The sequence below is a fragment of the Cobetia sp. 5-25-4-2 genome (assembly GCF_013374075.1).
GTDB lineage: Bacteria > Pseudomonadota > Gammaproteobacteria > Pseudomonadales > Halomonadaceae > Cobetia > Cobetia marina.
This window is the reverse complement of the sequence record NZ_BLWK01000008.1, coordinates 57,729-82,561: the sequence shown is the minus strand read 5'-3', so window position 1 is coordinate 82,561 and position 24,833 is coordinate 57,729. Positions and strand designations below refer to the sequence as shown.

Annotated in this window: 18 protein-coding genes; 6 read left to right on the top strand and 12 right to left on the bottom strand. The window is 63.1% G+C overall.

All coding sequences use genetic code 11. The annotated features are described in order from the left end of the window. Window positions 1-18 precede the first annotated feature (18 nt). On the bottom strand, window positions 19-1,071 hold the full coding sequence (locus tag HXS65_RS15245; protein WP_218015102.1) for a LysM peptidoglycan-binding domain-containing protein: 1,053 nt from the start codon (window positions 1,069-1,071) through the stop codon (window positions 19-21). A gap of 239 nt (window positions 1,072-1,310) precedes the next feature. Between HXS65_RS15245 and def the strand changes: the two genes are divergently transcribed. The 5 genes from def to HXS65_RS15220 all read left to right on the top strand — a co-directional run bounded on the left by def (window position 1,311) and on the right by HXS65_RS15220 (window position 7,513). Then, the gene (def, locus tag HXS65_RS15240) at window positions 1,311-1,820 is read left to right on the top strand and encodes a peptide deformylase (RefSeq protein WP_077380095.1); all 510 of its coding nucleotides are present in this window, start codon (window positions 1,311-1,313) and stop codon (window positions 1,818-1,820) included. Window positions 1,821-1,995: 175 nt separating this feature from the next. After that, the gene (fmt, locus tag HXS65_RS15235; RefSeq protein WP_176494307.1) at window positions 1,996-3,000 is read left to right on the top strand and encodes a methionyl-tRNA formyltransferase; all 1,005 of its coding nucleotides are present in this window, start codon (window positions 1,996-1,998) and stop codon (window positions 2,998-3,000) included. After that, window positions 2,997-4,448, top strand: a complete 1,452-nt coding sequence (gene rsmB, locus HXS65_RS15230) for a 16S rRNA (cytosine(967)-C(5))-methyltransferase RsmB (RefSeq protein ID WP_084207894.1) — start codon at window positions 2,997-2,999, stop codon at window positions 4,446-4,448. Before fmt ends, rsmB begins: the two co-directional genes overlap by 4 nt. A gap of 160 nt (window positions 4,449-4,608) precedes the next feature. Beyond that, window positions 4,609-5,982, top strand: a complete 1,374-nt coding sequence (trkA, locus tag HXS65_RS15225) for a Trk system potassium transporter TrkA (protein WP_077380101.1) — start codon at window positions 4,609-4,611, stop codon at window positions 5,980-5,982. Between the two features lie 82 nt (window positions 5,983-6,064). Then, on the top strand, window positions 6,065-7,513 hold the full coding sequence (locus HXS65_RS15220) for a TrkH family potassium uptake protein (RefSeq protein WP_077380103.1): 1,449 nt from the start codon (window positions 6,065-6,067) through the stop codon (window positions 7,511-7,513). 106 nt (window positions 7,514-7,619) lie between these two features. Here the strand turns inward: HXS65_RS15220 and HXS65_RS15215 are convergent, their stop codons facing one another. From HXS65_RS15215 to HXS65_RS15170, 10 genes are all read right to left on the bottom strand, one after another. After that, window positions 7,620-8,384: a tRNA-uridine aminocarboxypropyltransferase gene (locus HXS65_RS15215; RefSeq protein WP_176494323.1), complete on the bottom strand. Its 765-nt coding sequence runs from the start codon at window positions 8,382-8,384 to the stop codon at window positions 7,620-7,622. Between the two features lie 218 nt (window positions 8,385-8,602). Next, the gene (locus HXS65_RS15210; RefSeq protein WP_077380107.1) at window positions 8,603-9,547 is read right to left on the bottom strand and encodes a bile acid:sodium symporter family protein; all 945 of its coding nucleotides are present in this window, start codon (window positions 9,545-9,547) and stop codon (window positions 8,603-8,605) included. Between the two features lie 80 nt (window positions 9,548-9,627). After that, window positions 9,628-10,377: a Sir2 family NAD-dependent protein deacetylase gene (locus HXS65_RS15205; protein ID WP_077380110.1), complete on the bottom strand. Its 750-nt coding sequence runs from the start codon at window positions 10,375-10,377 to the stop codon at window positions 9,628-9,630. An 81-nt stretch (window positions 10,378-10,458) separates the two neighbouring features. Next, a complete protein-coding gene (gene aceK / locus HXS65_RS15200) occupies window positions 10,459-12,231 on the bottom strand; it encodes a bifunctional isocitrate dehydrogenase kinase/phosphatase (RefSeq protein ID WP_077380112.1) in 1,773 nt (590 codons plus the stop codon). A 230-nt stretch (window positions 12,232-12,461) separates the two neighbouring features. After that, complete coding sequence (gene ttcA, locus HXS65_RS15195) at window positions 12,462-13,427, bottom strand: tRNA 2-thiocytidine(32) synthetase TtcA (RefSeq protein WP_077380114.1); 966 nt, start codon at window positions 13,425-13,427, stop codon at window positions 12,462-12,464. A 142-nt stretch (window positions 13,428-13,569) separates the two neighbouring features. Further along, window positions 13,570-13,791, bottom strand: coding sequence for a hypothetical protein (locus HXS65_RS15190; RefSeq protein WP_077380116.1), 222 nt, complete (start codon window positions 13,789-13,791; stop codon window positions 13,570-13,572). A gap of 546 nt (window positions 13,792-14,337) precedes the next feature. Beyond that, window positions 14,338-14,994 carry a 3'-5' exonuclease gene (locus HXS65_RS15185; protein ID WP_077380118.1) on the bottom strand — a complete coding sequence of 219 codons (657 nt, stop codon included), beginning with the start codon at window positions 14,992-14,994 and terminating at the stop codon, window positions 14,338-14,340. A 29-nt stretch (window positions 14,995-15,023) separates the two neighbouring features. Further along, complete coding sequence (locus tag HXS65_RS15180) at window positions 15,024-16,979, bottom strand: DUF294 nucleotidyltransferase-like domain-containing protein (protein WP_176494306.1); 1,956 nt, start codon at window positions 16,977-16,979, stop codon at window positions 15,024-15,026. 147 nt (window positions 16,980-17,126) lie between these two features. After that, a complete protein-coding gene (locus tag HXS65_RS15175) occupies window positions 17,127-18,929 on the bottom strand; it encodes a sodium:solute symporter family protein (protein ID WP_077380122.1) in 1,803 nt (600 codons plus the stop codon). Window positions 18,930-19,058: 129 nt separating this feature from the next. After that, complete coding sequence (locus tag HXS65_RS15170; protein ID WP_077380124.1) at window positions 19,059-19,316, bottom strand: DUF4212 domain-containing protein; 258 nt, start codon at window positions 19,314-19,316, stop codon at window positions 19,059-19,061. Window positions 19,317-19,866: 550 nt separating this feature from the next. Between HXS65_RS15170 and HXS65_RS15165 the strand changes: the two genes are divergently transcribed. Then, on the top strand, window positions 19,867-23,865 hold the full coding sequence (locus HXS65_RS15165) for a NahK/ErcS family hybrid sensor histidine kinase/response regulator (protein WP_077380126.1): 3,999 nt from the start codon (window positions 19,867-19,869) through the stop codon (window positions 23,863-23,865). Between the two features lie 148 nt (window positions 23,866-24,013). On the opposite strand, the gene HXS65_RS15160 is transcribed toward HXS65_RS15165, so the two are convergent. Then, window positions 24,014-24,676: a response regulator transcription factor gene (locus HXS65_RS15160; RefSeq protein WP_077380128.1), complete on the bottom strand. Its 663-nt coding sequence runs from the start codon at window positions 24,674-24,676 to the stop codon at window positions 24,014-24,016. Between the last annotated feature and the right edge of the window lie 157 nt (window positions 24,677-24,833).

Below are 24,833 nucleotides of genomic sequence, written 5' to 3'. Positions count from 1 at the left end.
AATACCGGGCATGTCTGCTCAGCCATGCGGCTCCAGCAGCTTGTCTCCGACACTCAGCGGGCGCTCCGCCCTCATCACCAGGGCATAGCTGACCTTGTCATAGATACGGAAGACCATGAGCAGGCCGCCCTCTTCACCCGGCAGAGTGATCGGCTCCCCTGTCTTGGGGTCGGTGATCGTCTCGCCCTGACGCTCGACACCGAACACGAAGCCCGGCTCCACGCCATCCCGGCTCCCGCGGTTGAGCGCCACGATGTCATTGCGACCGATGTTGCGCAGTCCGTCCGGTGCCGCGAGAATCTCGCCACCCGACACCTCGACGGGAGGCTGTGGCTGGAAGCTGGTGCTGATGGCCCCGCCATCGGCCGGCAACAGCAGATCACCGTTGAGAATCTCGCGATTGGCCGAGACCACATGCATCACGCCGATGTCGCCCTCGCGACGCTCCAGCTGGACATCCCCGATGCTGATCATCTCCAGGCCCAGGAATTCCTGGGTGACAGGGTCCAGGTAACGCTGCCCCGTCCGGTAGATGCTGAAGGTGTCATAGGCCGGCCACTGACCACGCGCATAGACGGTATCCCCGGCACCACTGATCAGACGCGTGTCGTCACCGGCCACCACGTAGGGCGCATTCTCGAGCAGACCAGGATCGACCACGCGGTGGTCCTTGAGGAAGGCGGAGATCTTCTCGAGCGGGATCGGTGGCACGGCCTCGCGCTTGGGAATCTTGCGAATCTTGGGCGAGAGCTTGACCACGCCGCCCTGGCCACGCTCCAGGCGCAGACGAGGCTCGCCATTCTCGTAATAGAGCGAGATGCGATCTCCCGGATAGATCAGGTGTGGATTCTTGATCTGCGGATTGGCACGCCAGACTTCCGGCCACAGCCAGGGTTCACGCAGAAAGCGTCCCGAGATGTCCCACAGGGTATCGCCGCGCACCACCACATAGGTGGAGGGTACGTCATCACGTACGGTTGCCGCCTGCGCCAGCGACGTCCCTGCGCTTGCCCCCAGCGTCGCCATGCCAAGGAGTGCCGTGAACACGGCGTTGCCGACCAGTCGTTTCATGCCCATTCCTGCGTCCCTTGCGTTGATGCCACCTGTTGTTGTCGGTGGTGATGGCCTGTCTCAAACCCGCGCCGAGCGCGTGCCGCCCAGCCTTGCCCCTGCCTGACGGAACTCGCGATCAATCATGACTATTGCCGCGATAGTAGCAGCATTGAAGGCCATCGGTTCCGTTCCTCGGCTGTGCACACTACAATATCAGGCAAATCTCCACTGACAGCACAACGGTAATTACACCAGTCATGGCCAAGCGCGAAATTCTTGAATTCCCCGATGAGCGTCTGCGCAATGTTGCCGCCCCGATCGACACCTTCGACGCGGAACTGCAGACCCTGATCGACGACATGATCGAGACCATGTATGACGCGCGTGGCATTGGCCTCGCCGCTACCCAGGTCGACGTGCATCGTCGTCTGATCGTCATCGACGTCAGCGAAGATCAATCCCAGCCCTTGGTATTGGTCAATCCCGAATACACGCCCATCGGCGAAGCGCAGGAGCCGATGCAGGAAGGCTGCCTGTCGATCCCGGAATACTACGCCGAAGTGCCGCGCTATCTGAAAGTACGGCTCAACGCTCAGGATCGCAACGGTGAGGCCTACGAACTCGAGGCCGAAGGCCTGCTGGCACATTGCATCCAGCACGAGAACGACCACCTCGAAGGCAAGCTGTTCGTCGACTACCTCTCCCCGCTCAAGCGTGATCGGGTGATGAAGAAGATGCAGAAGCGCCACAAGCTGCAGGAAGCGTGATCCGCACGCTGGAGGGGACTCCGGTGCGCCATGTCACATCGCAGGGAGGCCGGAGGATTTCCTCTGGCCTCCCTGCTTGTTGATGAGTGATTCACCGGCACCGCCTGAATCCCTCCTTTACCGTCAGCACCTTGAGCCTGGCCCTCGGCCGCGCTCCCCATATGAGAGCTCTTGCATGTCGAAAGCCCTGCGCATCGCCTTTGCCGGCACCCCCGATTTCGCCGCCGAATGTCTCGCCGCGCTGCTCGAAAGCCGCCATGAGATCGTCAGTGTCCATACCCAGCCTGACCGCCCTTCCGGGCGCGGCCGCAAGCTGACCCCCGGCCCCGTCAAGCAGCTGGCACTCCAGCACGACCTTCCCGTCCATCAGCCGCTCAACTTCAAGGACGAGGCCGATCGCCAGATCCTGCGCGATCTCGAGGCCGACATCATGGTGGTGGTGGCCTACGGGCTGATCCTGCCGCAGGCCGTGCTCGACATCCCGCGCCTCGGTTGCCTGAACATCCATGCCTCCCTGCTGCCACGCTGGCGCGGTGCCGCGCCGATCCAGCGCGCCATCGAGGCCGGCGACAGCGAATCCGGTGTCACCATCATGCAGATGGATGCCGGCCTGGACACCGGCGACATGCTGCTGATCCGTCGCACCCCGATCACCGCCAGCACCACTGGCGGCGAGCTGCATGATGCCCTGGCGGCACAGGGCGGCGAGGCCATCGTCACGGCCCTCGACGCCATCGCCGATGGCGATCTTCCGGCTACCCGACAGCCCGAGGAAGGTGTCACCTACGCCGCCAAGCTCTCCAAGGCCGAGGCGGAACTCGACTTCACCCGTCCCGCCGCCGAGCTGGACGCGCGCATTCGCGCCTTCAATCCGTGGCCGGTGGCCTGGACACGCCTGGACGGCGAGCCGCTACGCCTGTGGATGTCGCGCACGGGCGAGCAGCGCCTCGCAGACTTCGTACCACCCGGCACTCTGCTGGCGCCCGGCAATGATTGCCTGCGCATCGCCTGCGGTGATGGCCATCAGGTGCTGGAGATCACCCGTGCCCAGCTGCCCGGTGCCAAGCCGCTGTCCGTCAAGGACCTGCTCAACTCACGTGCCGCGCGCTTCCCCGAGGGCCTTGTCCTCGGCGCCGACCACGCCCCTGATTCCGATTCACAGACCGAGACTTCCGCATGAGCCAGTCAGACAACCCGTCCTCCAAGGGCAACGGCAAGAAGCGCAACTCCCTGCCGCCGGCCCGCAGCAAGGGCGGTGGTTCGAAGCACGGTGGTGCGCGCCGCAAGCCTGACAATGCCCCGGCCTCACCGGGCGCTGCCGTCCGGGTTGCCGCTGCGCGCACCCTGGCGCCGGTACTGGCGGCAAAGACCTCTCTGAATCTGGACGGCCTGCCGTCTGGCGTCGCCGGGCGTGACCAGGGCCTCTACAAGGCACTGTGCTTCGGTGTCTGCCGCCAGCTGCCGCGTCTGGACGCACTCGCGGGCAAGCTTTTGAAATCGTCCTTCAAGGCGCAGGACCAGGATATCCACGCCCTGCTGCTGCTCGGCCTCTACCAGCTGCTGTACATGCGCATCGCGCCGCATGCGGCCGTCGGTGAGACCGCTGGCGCCGCACGCGGCCTGGGCAAGGGCTGGGCGACGGGCGTGCTCAATGCCTGCCTGCGTCGTTTCCAGCGTGAGCAGGAAGCACTGGAAGCCGAGGTCGACAAGGACCCCGCCGTGGCGCTTTCCCACCCGCAGTGGCTGCTGGACACCTTCCAGCGCAACTGGCCGGACGACTGGGAAGCCATCGCCGCCGCCAACAACGCCCAGGCCCCGATGACATTGCGCGTCAACGTCGCCGCCATCAGCCGCGAGGACTACCTCGCCCAGCTGGCCGACGCCGAGATCGACGCCGTCGCCTGCCCCTTCGCCGAGCACGGCATCACCCTGGCTAGCGCCTGCGACGTCAGCGCCCTGCCGGGCTTCGAGGAAGGCCTGGTCAGCGTGCAGGATGAGGCCGCCCAGCTGGCCGGTCAGCTGCTGGCCCCCGCCGTGACGGCCATCAACCCCGAAGGGGAAGGCGTGCGCCTGCTGGATGCCTGCACCGCGCCGGGCGGCAAGCTGGCGGACATGCTGGAGCGCTTCCCCTCGCTGGACGCCACTGCCATCGACATCGACGGCGAGCGTCTCGAACGCGTGGAAGAGACACTGGAGCGTCTGGAACTGGGCGCCGGCGTCGTGTGCGCCGATGCCAGCGAGCGCGACTGGTGGGACGGCGAAGCCTTCGATGTCATCCTGCTCGACGCGCCCTGCTCCGGCAGTGGCGTCATCCGCCGTCACCCGGACATCAAGCTACTGCGTCGCCCGAACGACATCGGGGACCTGGCGCGCCTGCAGGGCAAGCTGCTGGAGAACCTGTGGGGCATGCTCAAGCCCGGCGGCACCCTGGTCTACGGCACCTGCTCCATCATCACCCAGGAAAACGCCCGGGTGATGGATCGCTTCCTGGCCGCCACGCCGGATGCCAAGGCCGAGACCATCAAGGCCGACTGGGGCCGTGTCTCCGGTGCCGGTCGTCAGATGCTGCCGCAGGTCAATGGCCACGATGGCTTCTATCTGGCGCACATCACCAAGGCCGGCGCCTGACGCTCGGCAGGATCACCGGACAGGCGTACCGCATCCCGGCTTGCGAGATGATGCGCCTGGCACACCAGGACAGCCGTGCCCCGACTCCCGGGGCACGGCTGTCTTCCGTCATGGCACTGGTTTATCCTGTGCCGACTGAGCAACAGCGGACGAGCCGGACATGAAAATCATCATTCTGGGTGCAGGTCAGGTCGGCGGCACACTCGCCGAACACCTGGCCCATGAAGAAAATGACATCACGGTCGTGGACACCGACACCGAGCGGCTGCGCGAGCTGCACAACCGTCTCGATATCCGTACCGTCACCGGCGCGGCCAGCTATCCCCAGGTGCTGCGTCAGGCCGGCGGCGAAGATGCCGACATGCTGATCGCGGTGACCAATTCTGACGAGGTCAACATGATTGCCTGTCAGATCGCCCACAGCCTGTTCCATACCCCGACCAAGATCGCGCGGGTGCGCTCCACCGCCTATCTGACCCGCAAGGGCCTGTTCTCCCACGATGCCATTCCGGTGGACGTGCTGATCAGTCCCGAGCAGGTGGTGACGGATCACATCCGCCGCCTGATCGAGTATCCCGGCGCCCTGCAGGTGCTGGACTTCGCCAATGGCGTCGCCCAGCTGGTAGCGGTAAAGGCCTACTATGGCGGTCCGCTGGTCGGTCAGGAACTCGGTTTCCTGCGTCGTCACATGCCCAACGTGGATACTCGCGTGGCAGCCATCTACCGGCGCAATCGTCCGATCATCCCGCGTGGCGATACCGTGATCGAGGCCGATGACGAGGTGTTCTTCATCGCGGCGCGCAAGGATATCCGCACCGTGATGGGCGAACTGCGCCGTGTGGACCGCAACTTCCGTCGCGTGGTGATCGCCGGTGGCGGCCACATCGGTGAGCGCCTGGCCGAGACGCTCGAGCACACCCATCAGGTCAAGATCATCGAGCACTCGCTGGCCCGATGCACCGACCTGTCCGAGCGCCTCGACCGCACCGTGGTCCTGCACGGCAGCGCCACCTCCAAGCGCCTGTTGCTGGAGGAGAACATCGAGGACTGCGACATCTTCTGCGCGCTGACCAATGATGACGAGGTCAACATCATGTCCTCGATGCTGGCCAAGCGACTCGGCGCCAAGAAGGTACTGACGCTGATCAACAACGCGGCCTACGTGGACCTGGTGCAAGGTGGCGAGATCGATATCGCCATCTCGCCGCAGCAGGCCACCATCGGCGGTCTGCTGACGCATGTGCGCAAGGGCGACATCGTCAACGTGCACTCTCTCAGGCGCGGCGCGGCAGAAGCCATCGAGGCCATCGCCCACGGCGATGAGCGCTCCTCCAAGGTGGTGGGCCGGCGCATCGAGGACATCAATCTGCCCGAGGGTGCCACCATCGGTGCCGTGGTGCGTGGCAAGGAAGTGCTGGTCGCGCATCACGATCTGGTGGTGGAATCCAACGACCACGTCATCCTGTTCGTGGTCGACAAGCGCCGTATCCGGGAAGTCGAGCGCCTGTTCCAGGTCGGGCTGACCTTCTTCTGATGATGGCCGCCACGATGTCTCTCGCAAGCCGGGCTCGCTGCATGGGCCGCCACATTCGCGTCATGATGCGTGGGGGTCGTGCATGAGCCTGCGCGTCATCTATCGCATCCTCGGCATTCTGCTGATGCTGTTCAGCCTGACGCTGGTCCCGCCGATGCTCATCTCGCTGGCCTTCGAGGACCATACCCTCAGCGCCTTTGCCATCGCCCTCGGCATCACCCTGCTGACCGGCTTCGCGCTGTTCTATCCCAACCGGCATGCCCGCAAGGAGTTGCGCAACCGCGATGGCTTCTTGATCACGGTACTGTTCTGGACGGTGCTGGGTGCCTTCGGGTCGTTGCCCTTCCTGCTCGCCGAAGACCCGAACCTGTCGATCATCGACGCCATGTTCGAGTCGTTCTCGGGACTTACCACCACCGGGGCGACGGTGATGACGGGGCTCGATCTGCTGCCCCACTCCATCCTCTACTATCGCCAGCAGCTGCAGTGGCTGGGCGGCATGGGGATCGTGGTACTGGCGGTGGCGATCCTGCCGACTCTCGGTATCGGCGGCATGCAGCTCTATCGCACCGAGATCCCCGGGCCGCTGAAAGACTCCAAGCTGACGCCGCGCATCACCGAGACGGCCAAGGCGCTCTGGTACATCTACGCCGCCCTGACCCTGGTGTGCTTCGCCAGCTACTGGGCCGCCGGCATGAGCTGGTTCGATGCCCTCGGCCACAGCTTCTCCACCGTCGCGGTGGGCGGCTTCTCGACCCACGATGCCAGCATCGGCTACTTCGATTCCGCCACCATCGAGATGATCTGCGTGTTCTTCATGGTGGTGTCCTCGATCAGTTTCGGCCTGCACTTCGCCGCTTGGCGCGAGGGGCGGATCAGTCATTATCTGCGCGATCCCGAGACCCGCTTCTTCCTGATCCTGCTGCTGATCCTGACCTGCGTGACCATCGCCGGCCTGCTGCTCACCGGCAGCTACGATGACAGCAAGGCGCTGCGCCATGGCCTGTTCGAGGCCGTCTCGGTGGCCACCACCACCGGCTTCGGCGTCGCCGACTTCACCGGCTGGCCGGGCGTATTGCCGATGATGCTGTTCATCGCCGCCTTCATCGGCGCGTGCTCCGGGTCCGCCGGCGGCGGCATGAAGGTCATCCGTATCCTGCTGATTCTCAAGCAGGGCGTGCGTGAGGTGCATCGTCTGATCCACCCCAACGCCATCCTCTCGGTCAAGGTGGGCAAGATGCGCATCTCCGAAGGGGTCGCGGAGGCAGTGTGGGGCTTCTTCTCCGTCTACCTGCTGCTGTTCGTGCTGATGATGCTGGGCATGCTGGCCACCGGACTGGATCAGGTCACGGCCTGGTCGGCGGTCGGCTCTGCGCTCAACAACCTGGGGCCGGGACTCGGTGAGGTCGCGACCCACTACGGCGATATCCCGGGGGCAGCCAAGGGCATCCTGATTCTGGCGATGCTGCTGGGACGCCTGGAGATCTTCACGGTTCTGGTTCTGTTCACGCCGGCCTTCTGGCGACGCTGAGTCCTGCCCGTCGAGCAGGCGGAGCGGACAAGCTCCTGCCCGCCCCTCAACGCGAACGCCCCCGCCGGATGGCTCCGACGGGGGCGTTCTCACTTCTGTGTCACGGCTATTCGCCGTCCTTGGCCTCACGGCGAGCCAACAGCCGACGCATCGGTGCGGTCGGCTCCAGCACATAGTGAATCCGGCTGGCGCGATAGCAGTCGTTGAAGGCGTCGAAGTAATCATCCAGCACGTTGGCCGCCTCCTCCTCCCCCGCCTGACGCAGCAACTCCGCCGCCACCTCCGCCGTGCACAGATGTGACTGGGACGCCGGCTTGCGCAGGTGATAGCGCGTCAGACGCGTGGTGTGCAGCGGCAGCACCGGCAGACCGTCCAGATAAGGGCTCTTGCGGAAGATGCGACGCGCCTGACGCCAGGTCCCGTCCAGCAGGATGAAGACCGGAATGCGCTCCTCGCCACTGGCGGTATGCGTCGCCACCTCGGGCCCGACACCGGCGATGGCGTTCACGTCGACCACGCGATCAGCGTAGTCCGGCTGATCGTCCGGGAAGATGATGAACGGCTGATAGCGCTCATCTTCCAGCAGCGCCAGCAGGCGGGGGTCCGGCTCGACACGATACCAGCTGAAGACCTCGGTGCCCGCCAGCACATCCGCGATCAGGCGCCCGGTATTGGTGGGCTTGTAGTGCTCCAGCGGGTGGGTGATCAACCAGAACGTGATCCGTGATTGCGCGCTGACCTGATACGGACACAGGCAGTTGAGCCTGGGCAGACGGCAGGCCTCGCAACGGATCACCTGGCTGCCACGCGCCTTGAATTCCCGTCGCGGGTGGCGTCCGTGCCACTCATCCGGCTCGCCACTGGGAAGCATCGTGATACCGCTGGCCTCGCCCGGCTCGGTCGACTCCGGGGCGGAGGAAGCGGCTTGATCAACGCTGGCGGGATGACCAGCGGCCGGCGTAAGACGGGAATCACACATGATGGGTGGTCAGTACCAAAGAAAAAGGGACGCGCATTCTAGCATGCGTGTCCCTTTCTCATGTGGCCGTCTCATGTCGCCGAGCGTGGTTCACTCAGCGAGTGTCGCGGCTATACCTCGTAGCGGTGCTTGCCGCCGGTCACGAACTTCGGCGGCCGACGCTTCCAGTAACCGGCCAGCAACGAGCCGGAGACGTTGTGCCAGATGGAGAAGATCGCTCCCGGCAACGCCGCCGTGGCGGAGAAGAACTGGCTGGCCAGTGACGCCGCCAGTCCGGAGTTCTGCATGCCGACCTCGATGGCGATGGTGCGCGAGGTACGCTCATCCAGTCCGAACAGGCGCGACAGGCCATAGCCGGCGCTCAGGCCGATGGCGTTGTGCGCCACGACGGCCAATGCCACCAGCGGGCCCAGCGTGGCCAGGCGACCGACATTGAGCGACACCACGATGGCGATGATCAGCACGATCGCCAGCATGGCCAGACTCGCCAGCGCCGATTCCCACTCGCGGATGGCGTCACGCGCGAAGTGATGCACGATGACACCCAGCACGATGGGCGCCACCACCAGCTTGGCGATGCTCAGCAGCATGCCGCTCACCGGCACGTCGATGTCCGTCCCCAGCAGCCACCAGGTCAACAGCGGCGTCATCACGATGGAGAGCAGTGTCGAGGCCATGGTCATCGAGACGGACAGGGCCACGTGACCACCGGCAAGCCAGGTCATCACGTTGGAGGAGGTTCCCCCCGCAGTGGCCCCCACCAGCACCATGCCGACCGTCAACGCGGGGTCCAGCCCCAGCAGCCGCGCGATCAGGAAGGCAGCCAGCGGCATCACGCTGTATTGCAGCAGCAGGCCCAGCGCGATGGGCCCCGGGCGACGTGCGACACGCATGAAATCCTCACGCGACAGCGTCAGTCCCATGGCGAACATGATCAGGGCCAGCAGCGGCTGGATGACATCCTTGAGGGCCACGAAAGGCGCCGGCGCCAGCACGGCGAGGCCGGCGAACAACAGGGCCCACAGCGGGAAGAAACGATTCAGCGTCTCAAACATGCTTTCAATTTCCGGTCACCGAAGGTTGCTTGCCTCCGGGATTGCTGGCCCACCGCCCATGGCAGGCCTGAAGCCGCGCATCATAACGTATCAGGCAGGCCCAGGTGTCCCTGATACAACCAATGGCGCACAAGACGTGGCACTGCCTGCCCGGCGCTTTCCGCCAGGGGATGCACGCCGGGCTCCGCCAGCTCATGGGCATTCGGGTCCACCAGCACGATGGGGGCATCCAACGGTGCCGCTGCATAGAGATTCGAGGCCGGCATCACCTTGAGCGAGGTCCCCACGATCAACAGCAGATCCGCTTCCGCCGCGATGCCTTCGGCGACGCCGTAAAGTGGCACTGCCTCGCCGAACCACACCACGTCCGGGCGCAACTGACTGCCCTTGTCACACAGATCTCCCAGCCGAATGCCACCGCGCGGCAGCGGGTAGCGCAAGCCGTGGTCGACGCTCGAGCGTGCCTTGAGAATCTCGCCATGCAGATGCATGACCTCGCGCGAGCCGGCGCGCTCGTGCAGATCATCGATATTCTGGGTAATCACCGAGACACGAAAACCGGCCTGTTCAAGTTCTGCCAGTGCCTTGTGCGCCGCGTTGGGCCTGGCCCGCCGGACCTGGGCACGGCGATCATCATAGAAGCGCAGCACCTTCTGCGGATCACGCCGAAATGCCTGCGGAGTGGCTATCTCCTCCAGACGGTGCTCTTCCCACAGGCCATCTTCCGCACGGAAGGTGCGCAGACCGCTTTCCGCGCTGATGCCTGCGCCACTGAGCACGACCAGATGCCGACCATGGCGCGCGCCAGGATCCCTGAAACCTTCACTCATCCAACACTCTCTCTCGCTGTGAACTTGATCGTGACGTCCCATTGCCGAGCCTGGGGGCGCTTCCTGTCCGAACGCAAGCCTTCAGTCATCGATGAAGTCCTGGCTGCGATCGACCCCGAAACGTCGTTTGTTGCGATAGGGGTAGACATCGATCACCCGTCCCGCCGTGATGGCATCCTGCAGCCCCTTCCACCAGCTGGCCTGGAAGATTTCCGGATGCAGCTCGTAGAACAGCTTGCGCAGCCCAAGATCCGCGAACAGGAAGGGGCCGAATTCTTCCGGGAAGATGTCGTTCGGTCCCACGGAATACCAGGGTTCGCTGGCCATCTCCTGCTCAGGGTAGAGCGCTTCGGGAATCTCGCGGAAATTGCACTCGGTGAGATAGTTGATCTCGTCGTAATCGTAGAAGACCACCCGACCATGACGGGTCACGCCGAAGTTCTTCAGCAGCATGTCGCCGGGGAAGATGTTGGCCGCGGCCAGCTGCTTGATCGCATTGCCGTAGTCATTGAGCACGGCGCGAGTCTCATCCTCATCACACTGCTCGAGATAGAGATTGAGCGGCGTCATCATGCGTTCGGTATAACAATGCCGAATCAGTACCTTGTTGCCGCGCAGCGTGATGGAGGAGCTGCAGACCTCCAGCAGCTCGGCCAGGCAGTCGGGATCGAAATGATCGCGTCCGACGGCGAAATTGGAGAACTCCTGGGTGTCCGCCAGACGGCCGACGCGGTCGTGGCGCTTGACCAGACGATACTTCTGGCGCACCTGGTCGCGGCTCATGTCCTTGCTGGGCGCAAAGCGATCCTTGATCAGCTTGAAGACCAGTCGATAGCTGGGCAGCACGAAGACCGCCATCACCATGCCTCGCACGCCCGGCGCGATGATGAATCGGTCGGTGCGACTGGCGACGTGGTCGTTGAGGCCACGGAAAAGCTCGGTCTTGCCGTGCTTGTAGAACCCGATGGCAGCGTAGAGCTCGCCGATGGGCTTGTCGGGCATCAGTGTCTGCAGGAAGCCCACCACCTCACCGGGCACCTCGATCTCGACCTGGAAGTAGGCGCGGGTGAAGGAGAAGATGATCGAGACTTCCTCGGGCTCGATGATCACGGTATCGAGATAGACGCCGTCGCGTTCGGTATGCAGTACCGGCAGCACCAGCGGCAGCGTCTGCCCGCCGCCCTCGATGCGTCCGATGAGGTAGGCCCCCTTGTTGCGATAGAAGACGCTGCGCAGCACCTCGAAGGTGGCATCGGAGGCCTCACGCACCTCGGGTGGCAGCACCTCGAGCAGCATCTCGGCGCCCAATGTCACGTCGCGCCCCTGGTGTTCGAAGGCGATCCCCAGCGGGGCCTCGCTCAATACCGTGTCCAGCGCCCCTGCCCAATCACCCTCGACCGGCACACGGTGGCTGATGCTCATCCCGGAGTGGCGAGCTGGCGCCTGCCGGGAAGATGACACGAACATCCAGTCGTCCCGGATATGACGGTGGGAAAAGACACTGCAGAAGATGGAGTTGTAGAAGGTCTCGGCCAGCTTGTAGTCCAGGCGCTGATCGATCAGCGTCATGTAATGGCGTCGGGCCTCGCCCCACAGGGTGCATTCGCTCAGACGCTCAGGCTCGAAGGCGCGCGCCAGACGCTCCATGGTCGCGGCGACCTTCTCGTCATAGAGGTTGATGCGTGCCGCCGAGGCCTGCTGTGCCTCACGCCAGTCGGCCTCGATGAAACGCCGTCTGGCATCGCTGGAAATCTGCTTGAAGCGCGAGCGGTACTCATCAAAGCCATGCAGCACCGTCGCCGCCAGACGTTGGCCCTGCTGACCATTGCCACGTTCATCGACATCATTGTCCATCACCGCCCCCTGCCCTTGGGTCATCCGACATCCTCAGAGCATGCGGACAGTTGCCCCGTCAGGCGAGACGACAATGGTCGCGGGCCATCAACTGTCGATGACGTTCCACTCACGCACGCCAGCGCTGTCCCGTCTTGCCATTTACGGATTACCGGCCCTGAAACGCACGACGCCACCTCGCGACAGGCGAGATGGCGTCGGGGATTCGCGGATGTCAGCAGGATCCGGGCTTAGAGCTCCCGGCCCAATGAGGCCGCAGTCTCGGAGGCAGTCTGAACACGGCGCTCGGCTTCGAAGAGGTCTTCTGCCATGCCGGCCTGCTCCGAGTCCATGTCCAGCGCATCGATACGCGTGGCCTGGAAGCGATCGCGCTTCTCATCCAGCCCCGCGAAGTCGAACAGCTCACGGTCCGCCAGGTGCGAGGGTGCCACGGAAGTGACGGCACGGAACATGGTCTCGAGCCGCCCGGGATGCTGCGTCTCCCAGTCCTGCAGCATCTCCTTGACCACCTGACGCTGCAGGTTCTCCTGGGAGCCACACAGGTTGCAGGGAATGATCGGGAACTGACGCGCCGTGGAATAGGCTTCGATGTCCGATTCGCGGCAATAGGCCAGCGGACGAATGACGATATGCCGCTGATCATCCGACAGCAGCTTGGGCGGCATCGTCTTGAGCTTGCCACCGAAGAACATGTTCAAAAACAGCGTCTCGAGAATGTCATCGCGGTGATGGCCAAGGGCGATCTTGGTCGCCCCTATCTCGGTGGCAAAGCCGTACAGCGAGCCACGCCGCAAGCGTGAGCACAGCCCGCAGGTCGTCTTGCCCTCGGGCACCTTCTCCTTGACGATGGAATAGGTGTCACGCTCGAGAATGTGGTATTCCACGCCCACTGACTCAAGCCATGCCGGCAGCACGTGCTCCGGGAAACCGGGCTGTTTCTGATCCAGATTCACCGCCACCAGACTGAACTGGACCGGCGCATTGCGCTGCAGGTTCATCAGGATGTCCAGCATGGTGTAGGAGTCCTTGCCACCTGACAGGCACACCATCACCTTGTCGCCATCGCGGATCATGCCGTAATCCGTGATGGCGGTGCCGACATTGCGGCGCAGCCGCTTCTGCAGCTTGTTCAGCTCATGCTTGGCATCCGCTGCGTCATGCGTGCGGGAGGTGGCGTCAGTTTCAGGTGTGAACATGGGGCATCAGACAGGCAGTTTGGGAGGGCACACAGTCTAGCATCGGCCAGTGTCACGTCACAGAGGCGGACGGCCTGCCGCAATACGCAAGACGCCCGCAGTCAGCGGGCGTGGGGGGATTCGTGCAGATGACGGGAAGCGATCAGAACAGCCGCAGGACTTCCAGATAGCGGATGACCACTCCGCCCAGCATCACCATGATGCCGAATCGCTGCAGTCGGAATTCGAGCGCGGTGAGCGCCAGCTTGCGAGACCAGAACATCAGTACTCCCCGGACATCCTGGGTACGACGGATGTAGAGGGAATAGGCAAACAGAACGATGGCAAGGCCAATGATCAATAACGTGTTGGTCGCGATCAGCATGTCGCACCTCGTGGGCAAGAACCCTGAATAGGCAAGAAAGGCAACAGCTCGTGGTGCCCAATCTGAAACCGGGCCTCAGGCAGGTGCCCAAGGCCCGGTGCCATCACCTGGCGTAGTGATGGCGATCCCGAGAGTGCATCCGTCATCGCGCAGGGCGAAGCGTTCACATCCCTCGGGCCTGACTGGGGCTGGCTGACAGCAGGTCTTCGTCGATCATGACCTCTGCACGCTGTCGCTACCCCGTTATGATTATCAAGCTGCTCGGTAATGCATCCTGCATGGCTGACCGTGTTGCTGGTCGGTACTGCACTGGCGTGTAATCCGGTTCGACAAGGGCTCGCGCATGCCTGTCACGATGAGGAAAAGCAGCGTGGCGTCGTCGTATGGGGCCAGTGTGGCCAAGCTGGTGATGTCTTGCCATTGGACATTCCGGCAACAGACCTTGGTTTATTAGCCAAGAGGTTTAACAACGACAGGGCCATCAATCGCAGGGCCATCAACCACAGGCTCGTCGCCCGGGCGACGCATGGACCAGGTGGTTCAGGCTCATGAGCCTGAACAGGCATCGTGACGTGGCACGACTTGAGTGACCGGCAGCATCAGGCGCTGCGCCATCATGGCGCTGGTCACGGCATCCCCCAGCGCGGTGTGCCGCCCGATCACCGGCACCTGCAGCGCCTCGGCCATGGCCTCGAAGCGCAGGTCCGGCGCGGCCTCGGGCTGAGCGTGACGACAGCGCTTCAGGTAGTCGCGCGCGAGATCATGACGCAGATTGGGCAGGTCGAAGCCGAAACGTGGCCGCAGGTGGCGATTGATCACCGCGACATCAAAATCGATGCACCACCCCACCAGCGGGCGATTGCCGATGAAGGCCAGCAACTGGTGCAAGGCGTCGCCGAGCGCCTCGCCACCATGCAGGTCGATTCCGCGCAGGCGATGAATCCGGATGGAGTCACCGCGCAGGCCTTCCGGACACTGGAGCTGCAACGACAGCGCGCTGGCCGTCCTCACCCGGCGCGCATCGAAACGTACCGCCGCCAGCGAGACCAGCTCGGCACGCTCGACATCGAGACTGGTGGTCTCGCAATCCAGTGCCACCCGCTCTCCCTCATGTTCACTGGCGTGCCAAGGTCTGAACAGCTCGGCAAACTCGCCATGCCCATGGCGGCGGCGGTCTGCCGCACGACGTAGCTGCTGGAACATGCCATCTCCTTGCGGCGCTCGGCCGCGCGTCAGTAATCCAGGTGATAACGATGGGTCAGGCGCTGCTTGAAATCCTTGACCCGACTCAAGGCATCGCGCAGCAGGTCCCGCTCCAGCGAAGACAACGACTGGGTGATGATGAGATTGGCACTGGCGGTGCTGGCGTTACCCCGTGCCTCGGACAGCTCTTGCTCAGCGTGTCGGCCAGCGTTGGCCGGCGCCTCCTCGAGATGCCGCAACTGCTGACGCAGACGCAGTTCGGAGAACAGCGACAGGGCCTCAGACAGATCTTCGCTGTCGCTGGCCTCGATACGCCCCTCCTCTACCAGCGCCTCAAGACGCGCAAAGGTGCCGGTCGCCATCACGCCACGCTCCAGCGCCATGGTGCGTACCCCATGCACGATGGGAAAGATGCCGCCCTTCTTGATGTCGATGCCATGGCGGGGTGAGCGCAGTGAGCCGAACAGCGTCAACGGCGTCGAGAACCGCAATGCCGGGCGCGCGAAGTGCGACAGCAGCAATTCATCACGTCGGGCATGCTGCACCAGGTGTCCGCGCAGACTGTCGACCAGCTCGGCATTGCCACCGCTGGCGCGTGCATCGAAGACGATGGCTAGATTCATCAGCGCCTCCCCATCGCGTCCGGCACACCAGCGCGCCACCTTGCCGCGCCAGCGGGATTCGGTCGCGACCCACTCTGGATTGGAGACCATGATGTTGCCCGGACACGGTGGATAGCCGAGGCGTGCCAGGGTAGCGCTGAAGGTCTGCATGGTGTCGCTGCAGTCTGGCCATTGATGTCCATCAGCGAGAATCAGCCCGTTGTCCTGGTCGGTCTTGAGCATCTGCTCGCCACGCCCCTCACTGCCCATCAGCATCAGACAGCAGGAGACTCGGTGCTGCTCTTCCACCAGCAGGGCGAAGGTGCGCTCGATCAGACGTCCATTGAGGGCGCTGAGCAGTGCCATGGCATGGCGCAGATGCGCGCCCTGGAGAACCAGCGCGCGTACCAGCTCCGGCAGGCGAGCACTGGCCAGCGCCAGCGCCTCCAGATCCGCCGCGCGCTCGATCTCGAGACTGACCAGCTGGCTACGATTGGAGAAGAAGCCCAGCACATCGGTCAGCTCGATGACCCCGACCACCTTGGCATCGGCAGCGAGCGATTCCTGCACCACCACGCGGGCGACCCGATGACGCGTCATCTGGACCAGTGCCTGAAACAGATAATCCTCGGCGGTGACCGCCACCAGCGCGAAGGTGCCCAGAGGGGCGAGACGATGCGTGGCAGGGAGTCCCTCCAGCACCAGTGCGTTGAGCAGATCGGTGCGCGTTACCACGCCACAACGGCCCTGTACCTCGATGATCAGACTGTCAGCACCAGCCTCTCCCATGGCCTTCACGCCTGCCTCGATGCTACTGCTGGCTGGCATCACCAGTGGCGGACGCATGCAATCCATCACCCTCGCCAGCATGAAGCCTGTCTGGTCCCGGCTGCTGCCGAGTCGGGTGTCCCGATACGCCGCGAGCAGTCGGGCCTTGTCACGCAGGCTGTGCTGGAAATACTCCTCAAACCCGGGATTGTCTTCACACAGCTGACGGAAGTGGTCGGCCGGCAATTGATAGCAGAGCGTTTCCTGCTCGCAGACGAAGCGTGTCCGGCATTCGCCATTGAGCAGGGTCAAGGCCCCGAACAGATCTCCCTTGCTGTAATGCCCGATGCGCAGACTCAGCCAGGCGTCGTGACCCTCACGTCGCGCCTGCTCCAGGGTGGCGGTGTCCGGCAATGGCGTTTCTGCCGCCAGCTCGACCACCTCGCCCTTGTGGATGATGAAGAGCGCCTCTCCCACCGCTCCCGGTATCAGCGGTTGCTCCAGGGCCGCGAAGTACTGCAGGTCGACGTTCTCGGCCAGCCGTGCCCGGCTGCGCTCATCCAGCAGGCTGAACGGCGGCTCGCCGAACGGAATTTCGACTAATGTGGCTTGCATGACACGACTCCACTGGCTCTCCGTCCCGAAGGGCACGGATCATCAAGCCATGAGGCCCCGCCTGCGAATGCACGACGGGGCCTCGGGATATGTAGGGCCTGACCCGCAGACCGAGAGGTCAAGCGGGCCAGGCGCTGTCGTCAGGGATCAGTGATCCACTGCCGTTCCTGCCCCGCGCGGCACGCGGATATCCTCGACGATATGCTGGATGTGCTCGGGCGGCGGCGGTGTCACCTTGCAGACGACGACCGCGACGACGAAGTTGAGCACCATGCCCAGCGAGCCGATCCCCTCCGGCGACACGCCCAGCAGCCAGTACTCCGCCGTGTTGAGCTCCGGCGAGATGAACTTGAAGTAGACGATGTAGCTGAAGGTGAACACCAGCCCGACCAGCATGCCCGCGATGGCGCCTTCCTTGTTCATGCGCTTGGAGAAGATCCCCAGCAGGATGACCGGGAAGAAGCTCGAGGCCGCGAGACCGAAGGCAAAGGCCACCACCTGCGCCACGAAGCCTGGCGGATTGATGCCGAAGTAACCGGCGATCACGATGGCCACCGCTGCCGCCATGCGAGCTGCCATCAACTCCTGTTTCTCGGTGATGTCTGGCTTGAAGGTCTTCTTGAGCAGGTCATGCGAGATGGCCGAGGAGATGACCAGCAACAGCCCCGCTGCCGTCGAGAGCGCCGCCGCCACGCCACCTGCCGCCACCAGCGCGATGACCCATGCCGGCAGGTTGCCGATTTCCGGGTTGGCCAGCACGATGATGTCGCGGTCGATGTAGACCTCGCTCTCGTTGTCGGTGGGCGTGTTGCTCACCAGACGCTGACCATACTCACCACGAGCGGCCTGGCTGTCGGCGTCGCCTTCATAGCTCGGCTTGCCCGCGAAGGGGTCACCGCCGCGCATCTGGATGATGCCGTCGCCATTCTTGTCGACCCAGCCGATCAGACCGGTGTTCTCCCAGTTGTAGAACCAGCCCGGCAGTTCCTCATAGGCTGTCTCGTTGACGGTCTCGACCAGGTTCACCCGCGCAAAGGCACCCACGGCCGGCGCAGTGGTGTAGAGCAGTGCGATGAAGAACAGCGCCCAGCCAGCGGAGATACGTGCATCCCTGACGGTCGGTACCGTGAAGAAGCGCACGATGACGTGCGGCAGACCCGCGGTCCCGCACATCAGTGCCGCCGTGATGAAGAAGACATCGATGGTGGATTTGGAGCCTTCGGTGTACTCGCGGAAGCCGAGGTCAGTCACGACCTGATCCAGCTTCTGCAGCAGATAGACGCCGGTATCGTTGCCCTGTGCATCCACCAGCGTGCCGCCGAAGCCGGTCTGAGGCAGCACGTGTCCGGTCATCATGATCGACAGGAAGACGGCCGGTACCAGGAAGGCGAAGATCAACACGCAGTACTGCGCCACCTGGGTATAGGTGATCCCCTTCATGCCACCCAGAACGGCATAGAAGAAGACGATCGCCATGCCGATGACGACACCGACGTTCACGTCCACTTCAAGGAAGCGCGCGAAGACGATGCCGGTGCCGCGCATCTGACCCGCGACATAGGTGAAGGAAATGAAGATGACACAGACCACCGCCACGGTACGTGCGACGCTCGAGTAATAACGGTCACCGACGAAATCCGGCACCGTGAACTTGCCGAACTTGCGCAGATACGGTGCCAGCAACATCGCCAGCAACACATAGCCACCCGTCCAGCCCATCAGATAGACGGAGGCGTCATAGCCCACATAGGCGATGATGCCCGCCATGGAGATGAAGGAGGCGGCAGACATCCAGTCCGCAGCGGTGGCGGCCCCGTTGGCGATGGGATGGACCCCTCCGCCCGCCACGTAGAATTCCTTGGTAGAGCCGGCACGCGACCACACCGCAATGCCGATGTAGAGCGCGAACGAGGCGCCCACGAAAAGGTACGTCAGTAATTGAACATCCATTGGCGTTGTCCTTGGCGATATCGATCATCTTGTTGTCGTGAGAGATGAAACGCTCAGTCCTGTTCCTTTCCTGCAGAGCCGTCGCTGTAATTCATCGCAGACCTGACCACGAAAGCGGTTCAACACCACTCATTGCTCGTGGAGGTCGAAGCGTTCATCCAGCTTGTTCATCGAACGGGCGTACAAGATGATCAGCGCGAGGAAGAAATAGATCGCCCCTTGCTGAGCAAACCAGAAACCGAGTTTGAAACCGAAGAACTGGATATTGTTGAGGACATCCACCAACAGGATTCCGCATCCATAGGACACGACAAACCAGATCACGAGATACCCCATGATCAGTCTGATATTGGCGGCCCAATACGCCTTGGCATTCTCTTCCTTCATGACGGAGTTCTCGCATTGTTATTGTGATTGGCGAGAGACCCATCGGCGATGAACCGATGAATGGTCTCCATTGACTGAATCATTCGTCCTCATGGAGTGAGTGATATTCCCTGCGTCTTGCGTTGCTTATCAGGAAACTTGGCGACTCGCTTCTGACAGTAGCCAAGGGGCCAGCTCATCGCAGGCTGACTTTAGTCGAGAGCATGAGCATCCGCTTGAAGACCTCATGACGCCTCTCATCAATTCCTTAAATAACAGATACTTGAAAGATAAACTAAAGACGCACTCCCTTGGTCTATTGGCCAAATGAGTAACGAGACATTCTCGTGACGCGTCGGAAATGACGGCGAGACGGCCCCGCTCTTTCGTCATGTCACTGAAAGAAAGCGGCGCAATTTTCTGCCGGAGACACCTCAGGCCGGGTGAGAACGGACGAGCGAGAGCAGACATCTTGTCGTCTGATGGCCAGGAGGAAGCCCTGAGCGGCCTGCAAGGCTTGGGACTCATGGCCGGGCCTGCGTAGAATGGCGCTTCCAGAGAGGAGAGCAACATGTTCCAGGGGTGGTGGCTAATCGCAGTGGCGCTGGGCTATATCGCGGTACTGTTCATGATTGCGTGGCGAGGGGATCGCAACGCCAAGAAGCACGGGTCGGCCAGTCGCCGACCGGCAGTCTACAGTCTGGGGCTTGCGGTCTACTGCACCAGCTGGACCTTTTACGGCAGTGTCGGCCAGGCCGCGACCAGTGGCTGGAGCTACCTGAGCATCTTCATCGGGCCGATCCTGACCTGTCTGCTGTTCTGGCCGATCCTCTTGAAGATGATTCGCGTCGCCAAGCGACAGAACATCACCTCGATCGCCGATTTCATCGCCTCGCGCTACGGCAAGACGCAGTCACTGGCCGTGTTTGCCTCGCTGGTGGCACTGGTCGGCACCCTGCCCTACATCGCTCTGCAGCTGAAGGCGGTGTCGAGTGCCTATCAGGTACTGACCGACACCAGTGACGTCACGCGCACTGCCTGGCTGGGGGATACCGCCTTCTATGTCGCGGCGGTGATGGCGATATTCGCCATCCTGTTCGGCACGCGGCATACCGATGCCACCGAGCACCATGTCGGCCTGTTGCAGGCCATCGCCTTCGAATCTCTGGTCAAGCTGATCGCCTTTTTGACGCTGGGCGCCTATGTCACCTGGGGCATGTTCAATGGCCTGGGGGATCTTTTCACCAAGGCGGACACCTATCTGGAGCTCCAGCAACAGCTCGAGAACCAGACCTTCGGCTCCGGCTTCTGGGCCCAGACATTGCTGGCGATGCTGGCCATCTTCTGCCTGCCGCGCCAGTTCCATGTCGCGGTGGTCGAGAACACCCACCACTCGGATGCCCGCCGCGCCCGCTGGCTGTTCCCGATCTATCTGATCGCCATCTCCTTCTTCGTGCTGCCCATCGCCGCCGCCGGCCTGACGATGTTCCCGGATGGCTCGGTGTCACCGGACAGCTTCGTGCTGGCACTGCCGATGGCGGCAGATCAGACCTGGTTGACCCTGCTGACCTTCATCGGGGGCTTCTCGGCCGCGACCGGCATGGTCATCGTCGCGGCGGTCGCGGTCTCGATCATGATCTCCAACGAGATCGTCATCCCGCTGCTGTTCCGTTTGCGCTGGTTCGATACCGAAGCCCGCGACTACAGTCATATCGTGCTGCTGGCCCGCCGCCTGACCATCGTGATGATTCTCGGCCTGGCCTACGGCTTCTATCTGCTGATCGCCGAATACAGCACGCTGTCAGCCATCGGGCTGCTGTCATTCGCCGCCGTGGCCCAGTTCGCGCCCTCTCTGCTGGGCGGGCTCTACTGGAAGCGTGGCAATCGCCTGGGGGTCATCGTCGGCCTCAACCTCGGCTTCGCCGTCTGGGCCTGGACCCTGCTGGTTCCGGCACTGGCCCAGGCAGGCCTGATGCCCGCCGACATGGTCAATTACGGTCCGCTCGGCATCGACTGGCTCTCGCCGCATGGCCTGTTCGGCTTCCGCTTCAGTGACCCGCTGACCCATGGCGTGATGCTGTCTCTCGGCCTCAACCTGTTCGGCTATATCTTCGTCTCGCAGATGACGCCGCAACGCGTGGTCGAACGCATCCAGGCATCCTTGTTCGTCGATAGCGTCGAGACGCGTCAGACCAGCGTCTCGCGCCCGTGGACCGGCTCTACCTCCGTCTCGGACCTGCGCGTACTCTGTGAGCGCTTCCTGAGCCATGAGCAGGTCGAACGCGCCTTCGAAGATTACGCACGCCGCAGCGGCCAGCCGCTGGAACTCCACGGGCGCGCGTCAATCGACCTGATCCAGTTCACCGAGCGCTTCCTGGCTTCCGTGCTCGGTGCCTCCTCGGCGCGGATCGTGGTCAACTCCGCCCTGCAGGGACGCGGCATCGGTATCTCGGATGTCATCTCCATCGTCGATGAAGCCTCACAGGTGCTGGAATTCAACCGCGCCCTGCTGCAGGCCACCATCGAGAACATCCACCAGGGCATCAGCGTGGTCGACCAGCACATGCGCCTGGTGGTGTGGAATCAGCGCTATCTGGACATGTTCCGCTTCCCTGACAACCTGATCCGTGTCGGCGCCCCGATCGATCGCATCTTCCGTTACAACGCGCACAATGGTGAATATGGCCCGGGCGACCCGGAAGAGCATGTCGATCAGCTGCTGGACGCCATCCGTGACGGCGAGCCGCATCGCTACGTGCGCTATCGCCAGGACGGCACCGTGATGGAGATCCAGGGCAACCCGATGCCCGGCGGCGGCTTCGTCTATACCTACCAGGACATCACCCAGCAGAAGCGCACCGAAGAGGCGTTGATCCGCTCGGAAAACAACATCCGCATCTACACCGACAACGTGCCGGCGCTGATCGCCTACTTCGACAAGGAGTGTCGTTACCTCTTCACCAACCGCGCCTATGAAGCGGTGATGGGCATCGACCGTACCGCCGTCATCGGCGAGCCGGCCGAGGCGGCGATGCCTGAAGACATCTATCGCCAGCGCGCCCCCTGGATGACGCGCGCCCTGGCGGGGGAACGCGTTTCCTTCGAGATCTCGCTGGAAGCCCCCGAGGGCGGTGTGCGTTACATGCTGGTGACCTATACGCCGCACTTCAGCGGCAAGGGCAACATCCTCGGCTTCTTCGCGCTCTATCAGGACATCACCGAACGCCGCCTGGCCGAGATTGCCCTCAAGGAAACCAACGAGAATCTGGAAGAACGCGTTCGCGTGCGTACCCAGGAGCTGTCACAGGTCAACGAGGCATTGCGTACCGAGAACCGTGTGCGCGCGGAAGCCGAGCAGGCACTGCGTCAGGCCAAGCAGCTGGCCGAGGATGCCAACGCCTCCAAGACGCGCTTTCTGGCCGCGGCCAGTCATGACCTGCTGCAACCCCTGAATGCCGCACGCCTGTTCACCTCCGCTCTCGCCCAGCAGGTGGAAGGCGAGATGAAGACCACCACCAATCACATCGACAACTCGCTGCAGGCCGCCGAGGAGCTGCTCAGCACCCTGCTCGACATCTCCAAGCTCGATGCCGGCGCGCTGGCGCCACGTCGCAGCGTGTTCCGCCTGTCGGATATTCTCAAGCCGCTGAAGGCCGAGTTCGAGGTGATGGCGGAAGACCGAGGGCTGGACCTGAAGGTGGTGATGACCCAGCTGGCGGTGGATTCTGACGGCCAGATGCTGCGGCGCATCGTGCAGAACTTCCTGTCCAACGCCGTGCGTTACACCCGTCAGGGCCACGTACTGCTGGGCTGTCGCCGCCTGGGGGATCGCATTCGCATCGAAGTCTGGGACACCGGCCCCGGCATCCCCGAGTCCAAGCTGACCGAGATCTTCCAGGAATTCCGGCGTCTCGATCAGAGCGAGCGTCACAAGGAGAGCGAGAAGGGGCTGGGACTGGGCCTGTCGATCGCCGAGCGCATGAGTCGCGTGCTCGATCACCCGATCACGGTGCGCAGCTGGGTCGGTGTGGGGACAGTCTTCGCGGTCAGCGTCCCGATCAGCAAGACACTGCCGGCCGCTGAACAGCCGGATGCCGTCCCGGCCCGCAAGCGCGCCGGCAACAAGCTGACCGGCACCCGCGTGCTGTGCATCGACAACGAGAGCCTGATTCTGGAAGGCATGAAGGCGATGCTGTCCGGCTGGGGCTGCGAAGTCTTCACCGCCACGTCCATCGGTGGTGCCAAATCCGTGATTCGCAATCTGGATGGTGATCCGGATGCCATCCTCGCCGATTATCACCTCGACAATGAAGTGACCGGTCTGATGGCGCTGGATGCTCTGGATGAACGCCTGGCAGGCTCCGTGCCCGGCATCGTCATCACCGCGGATCGCACTGACGAAGTCGCCGAGGAGGTACGCCGTGCCGGCTATCACCTGCTGCTCAAGCCGGTGCGTCCGGCGGCGCTGCGCGCACTGCTGACGCGTACCCTGCAGGCCAATCGTGCCGAGAAGCATGCCAGCGGTACCTCGGATGAGACAGGCGGAGCCCCGGAGAACGGCGATGGCTGATCGCGGGTGAATCGCGCAGCGCCTGTGAACGAGCAGGCGCTGTATCCGCAAAAAGCCCGCCCTGTCAGTGACAGGGCGGGCTTTTGTCTTTCCGAAGCAGGATCATGCTCATCGAACGGGATGCATCATCCCGTCAATCACAGCGACTTCAGGAGCGAACCTTCGGCGGCTCGACTTCCAGACGCTGCGCCGCGATGACGGCCTGGGTGCGGGAATGCACGCCAAGCTTGCGCAGAATGGCGGTCACGTGCGCCTTGATGGTGGCCTCGGACACATTCAGCTCATAGGCGATCTGCTTGTTGAGCAGGCCTTCCGTCAGCATGTTGAGCACGCGGAACTGCTGTGGCGTCAGCGAGGCGATCGCTTCGGCAAAGCGGGACTCATCTTCGCTGGACTCGCCCATGGCTTCGGCGATGTCCGTCGGCAGCCAGACTTCGCCTTCGAGAATCTCGCCGATCGCCTCGGCGATCACATCCAGACTTGCGGACTTGGGGATGAAACCGGAAGCGCCATAATCGATGGCGCGGCGCACCACGTAGGGCTCCTCGCTACCGGATACGACGGCGACCGGGATATCCGGCGTCTGACCACGCAGCTGGATCAGGCCTGAGAAGCCATGGGCTCCCGGCATGTGCAGGTCCAGCAGGATCAGATCAGCATCGGGGTGGCGGGCAACGATATCGTTGGTCGCGTCCATGCTGTCGGCTTCGACAATCTCTGCCTGTGAGGCCACTTGCCTGAGTGCCTGCGTCAGTGCGGCACGAAAGAGCGGATGATCGTCTGCAACGATGAACTTCTGGGCAAAGGCCATTGAGTCTCCTCCAAAACCCCGATGGTGATCATCACCGACCTTCCTGGCCGGTCAATGATCGCCGTTATTTTCTGGCATGTTACCCCATGGAACGCGCGTTTAACAAAGCAGCCCACCATCGGGAGACATACTGATGTTTCGCTCGGGGAACACGAGT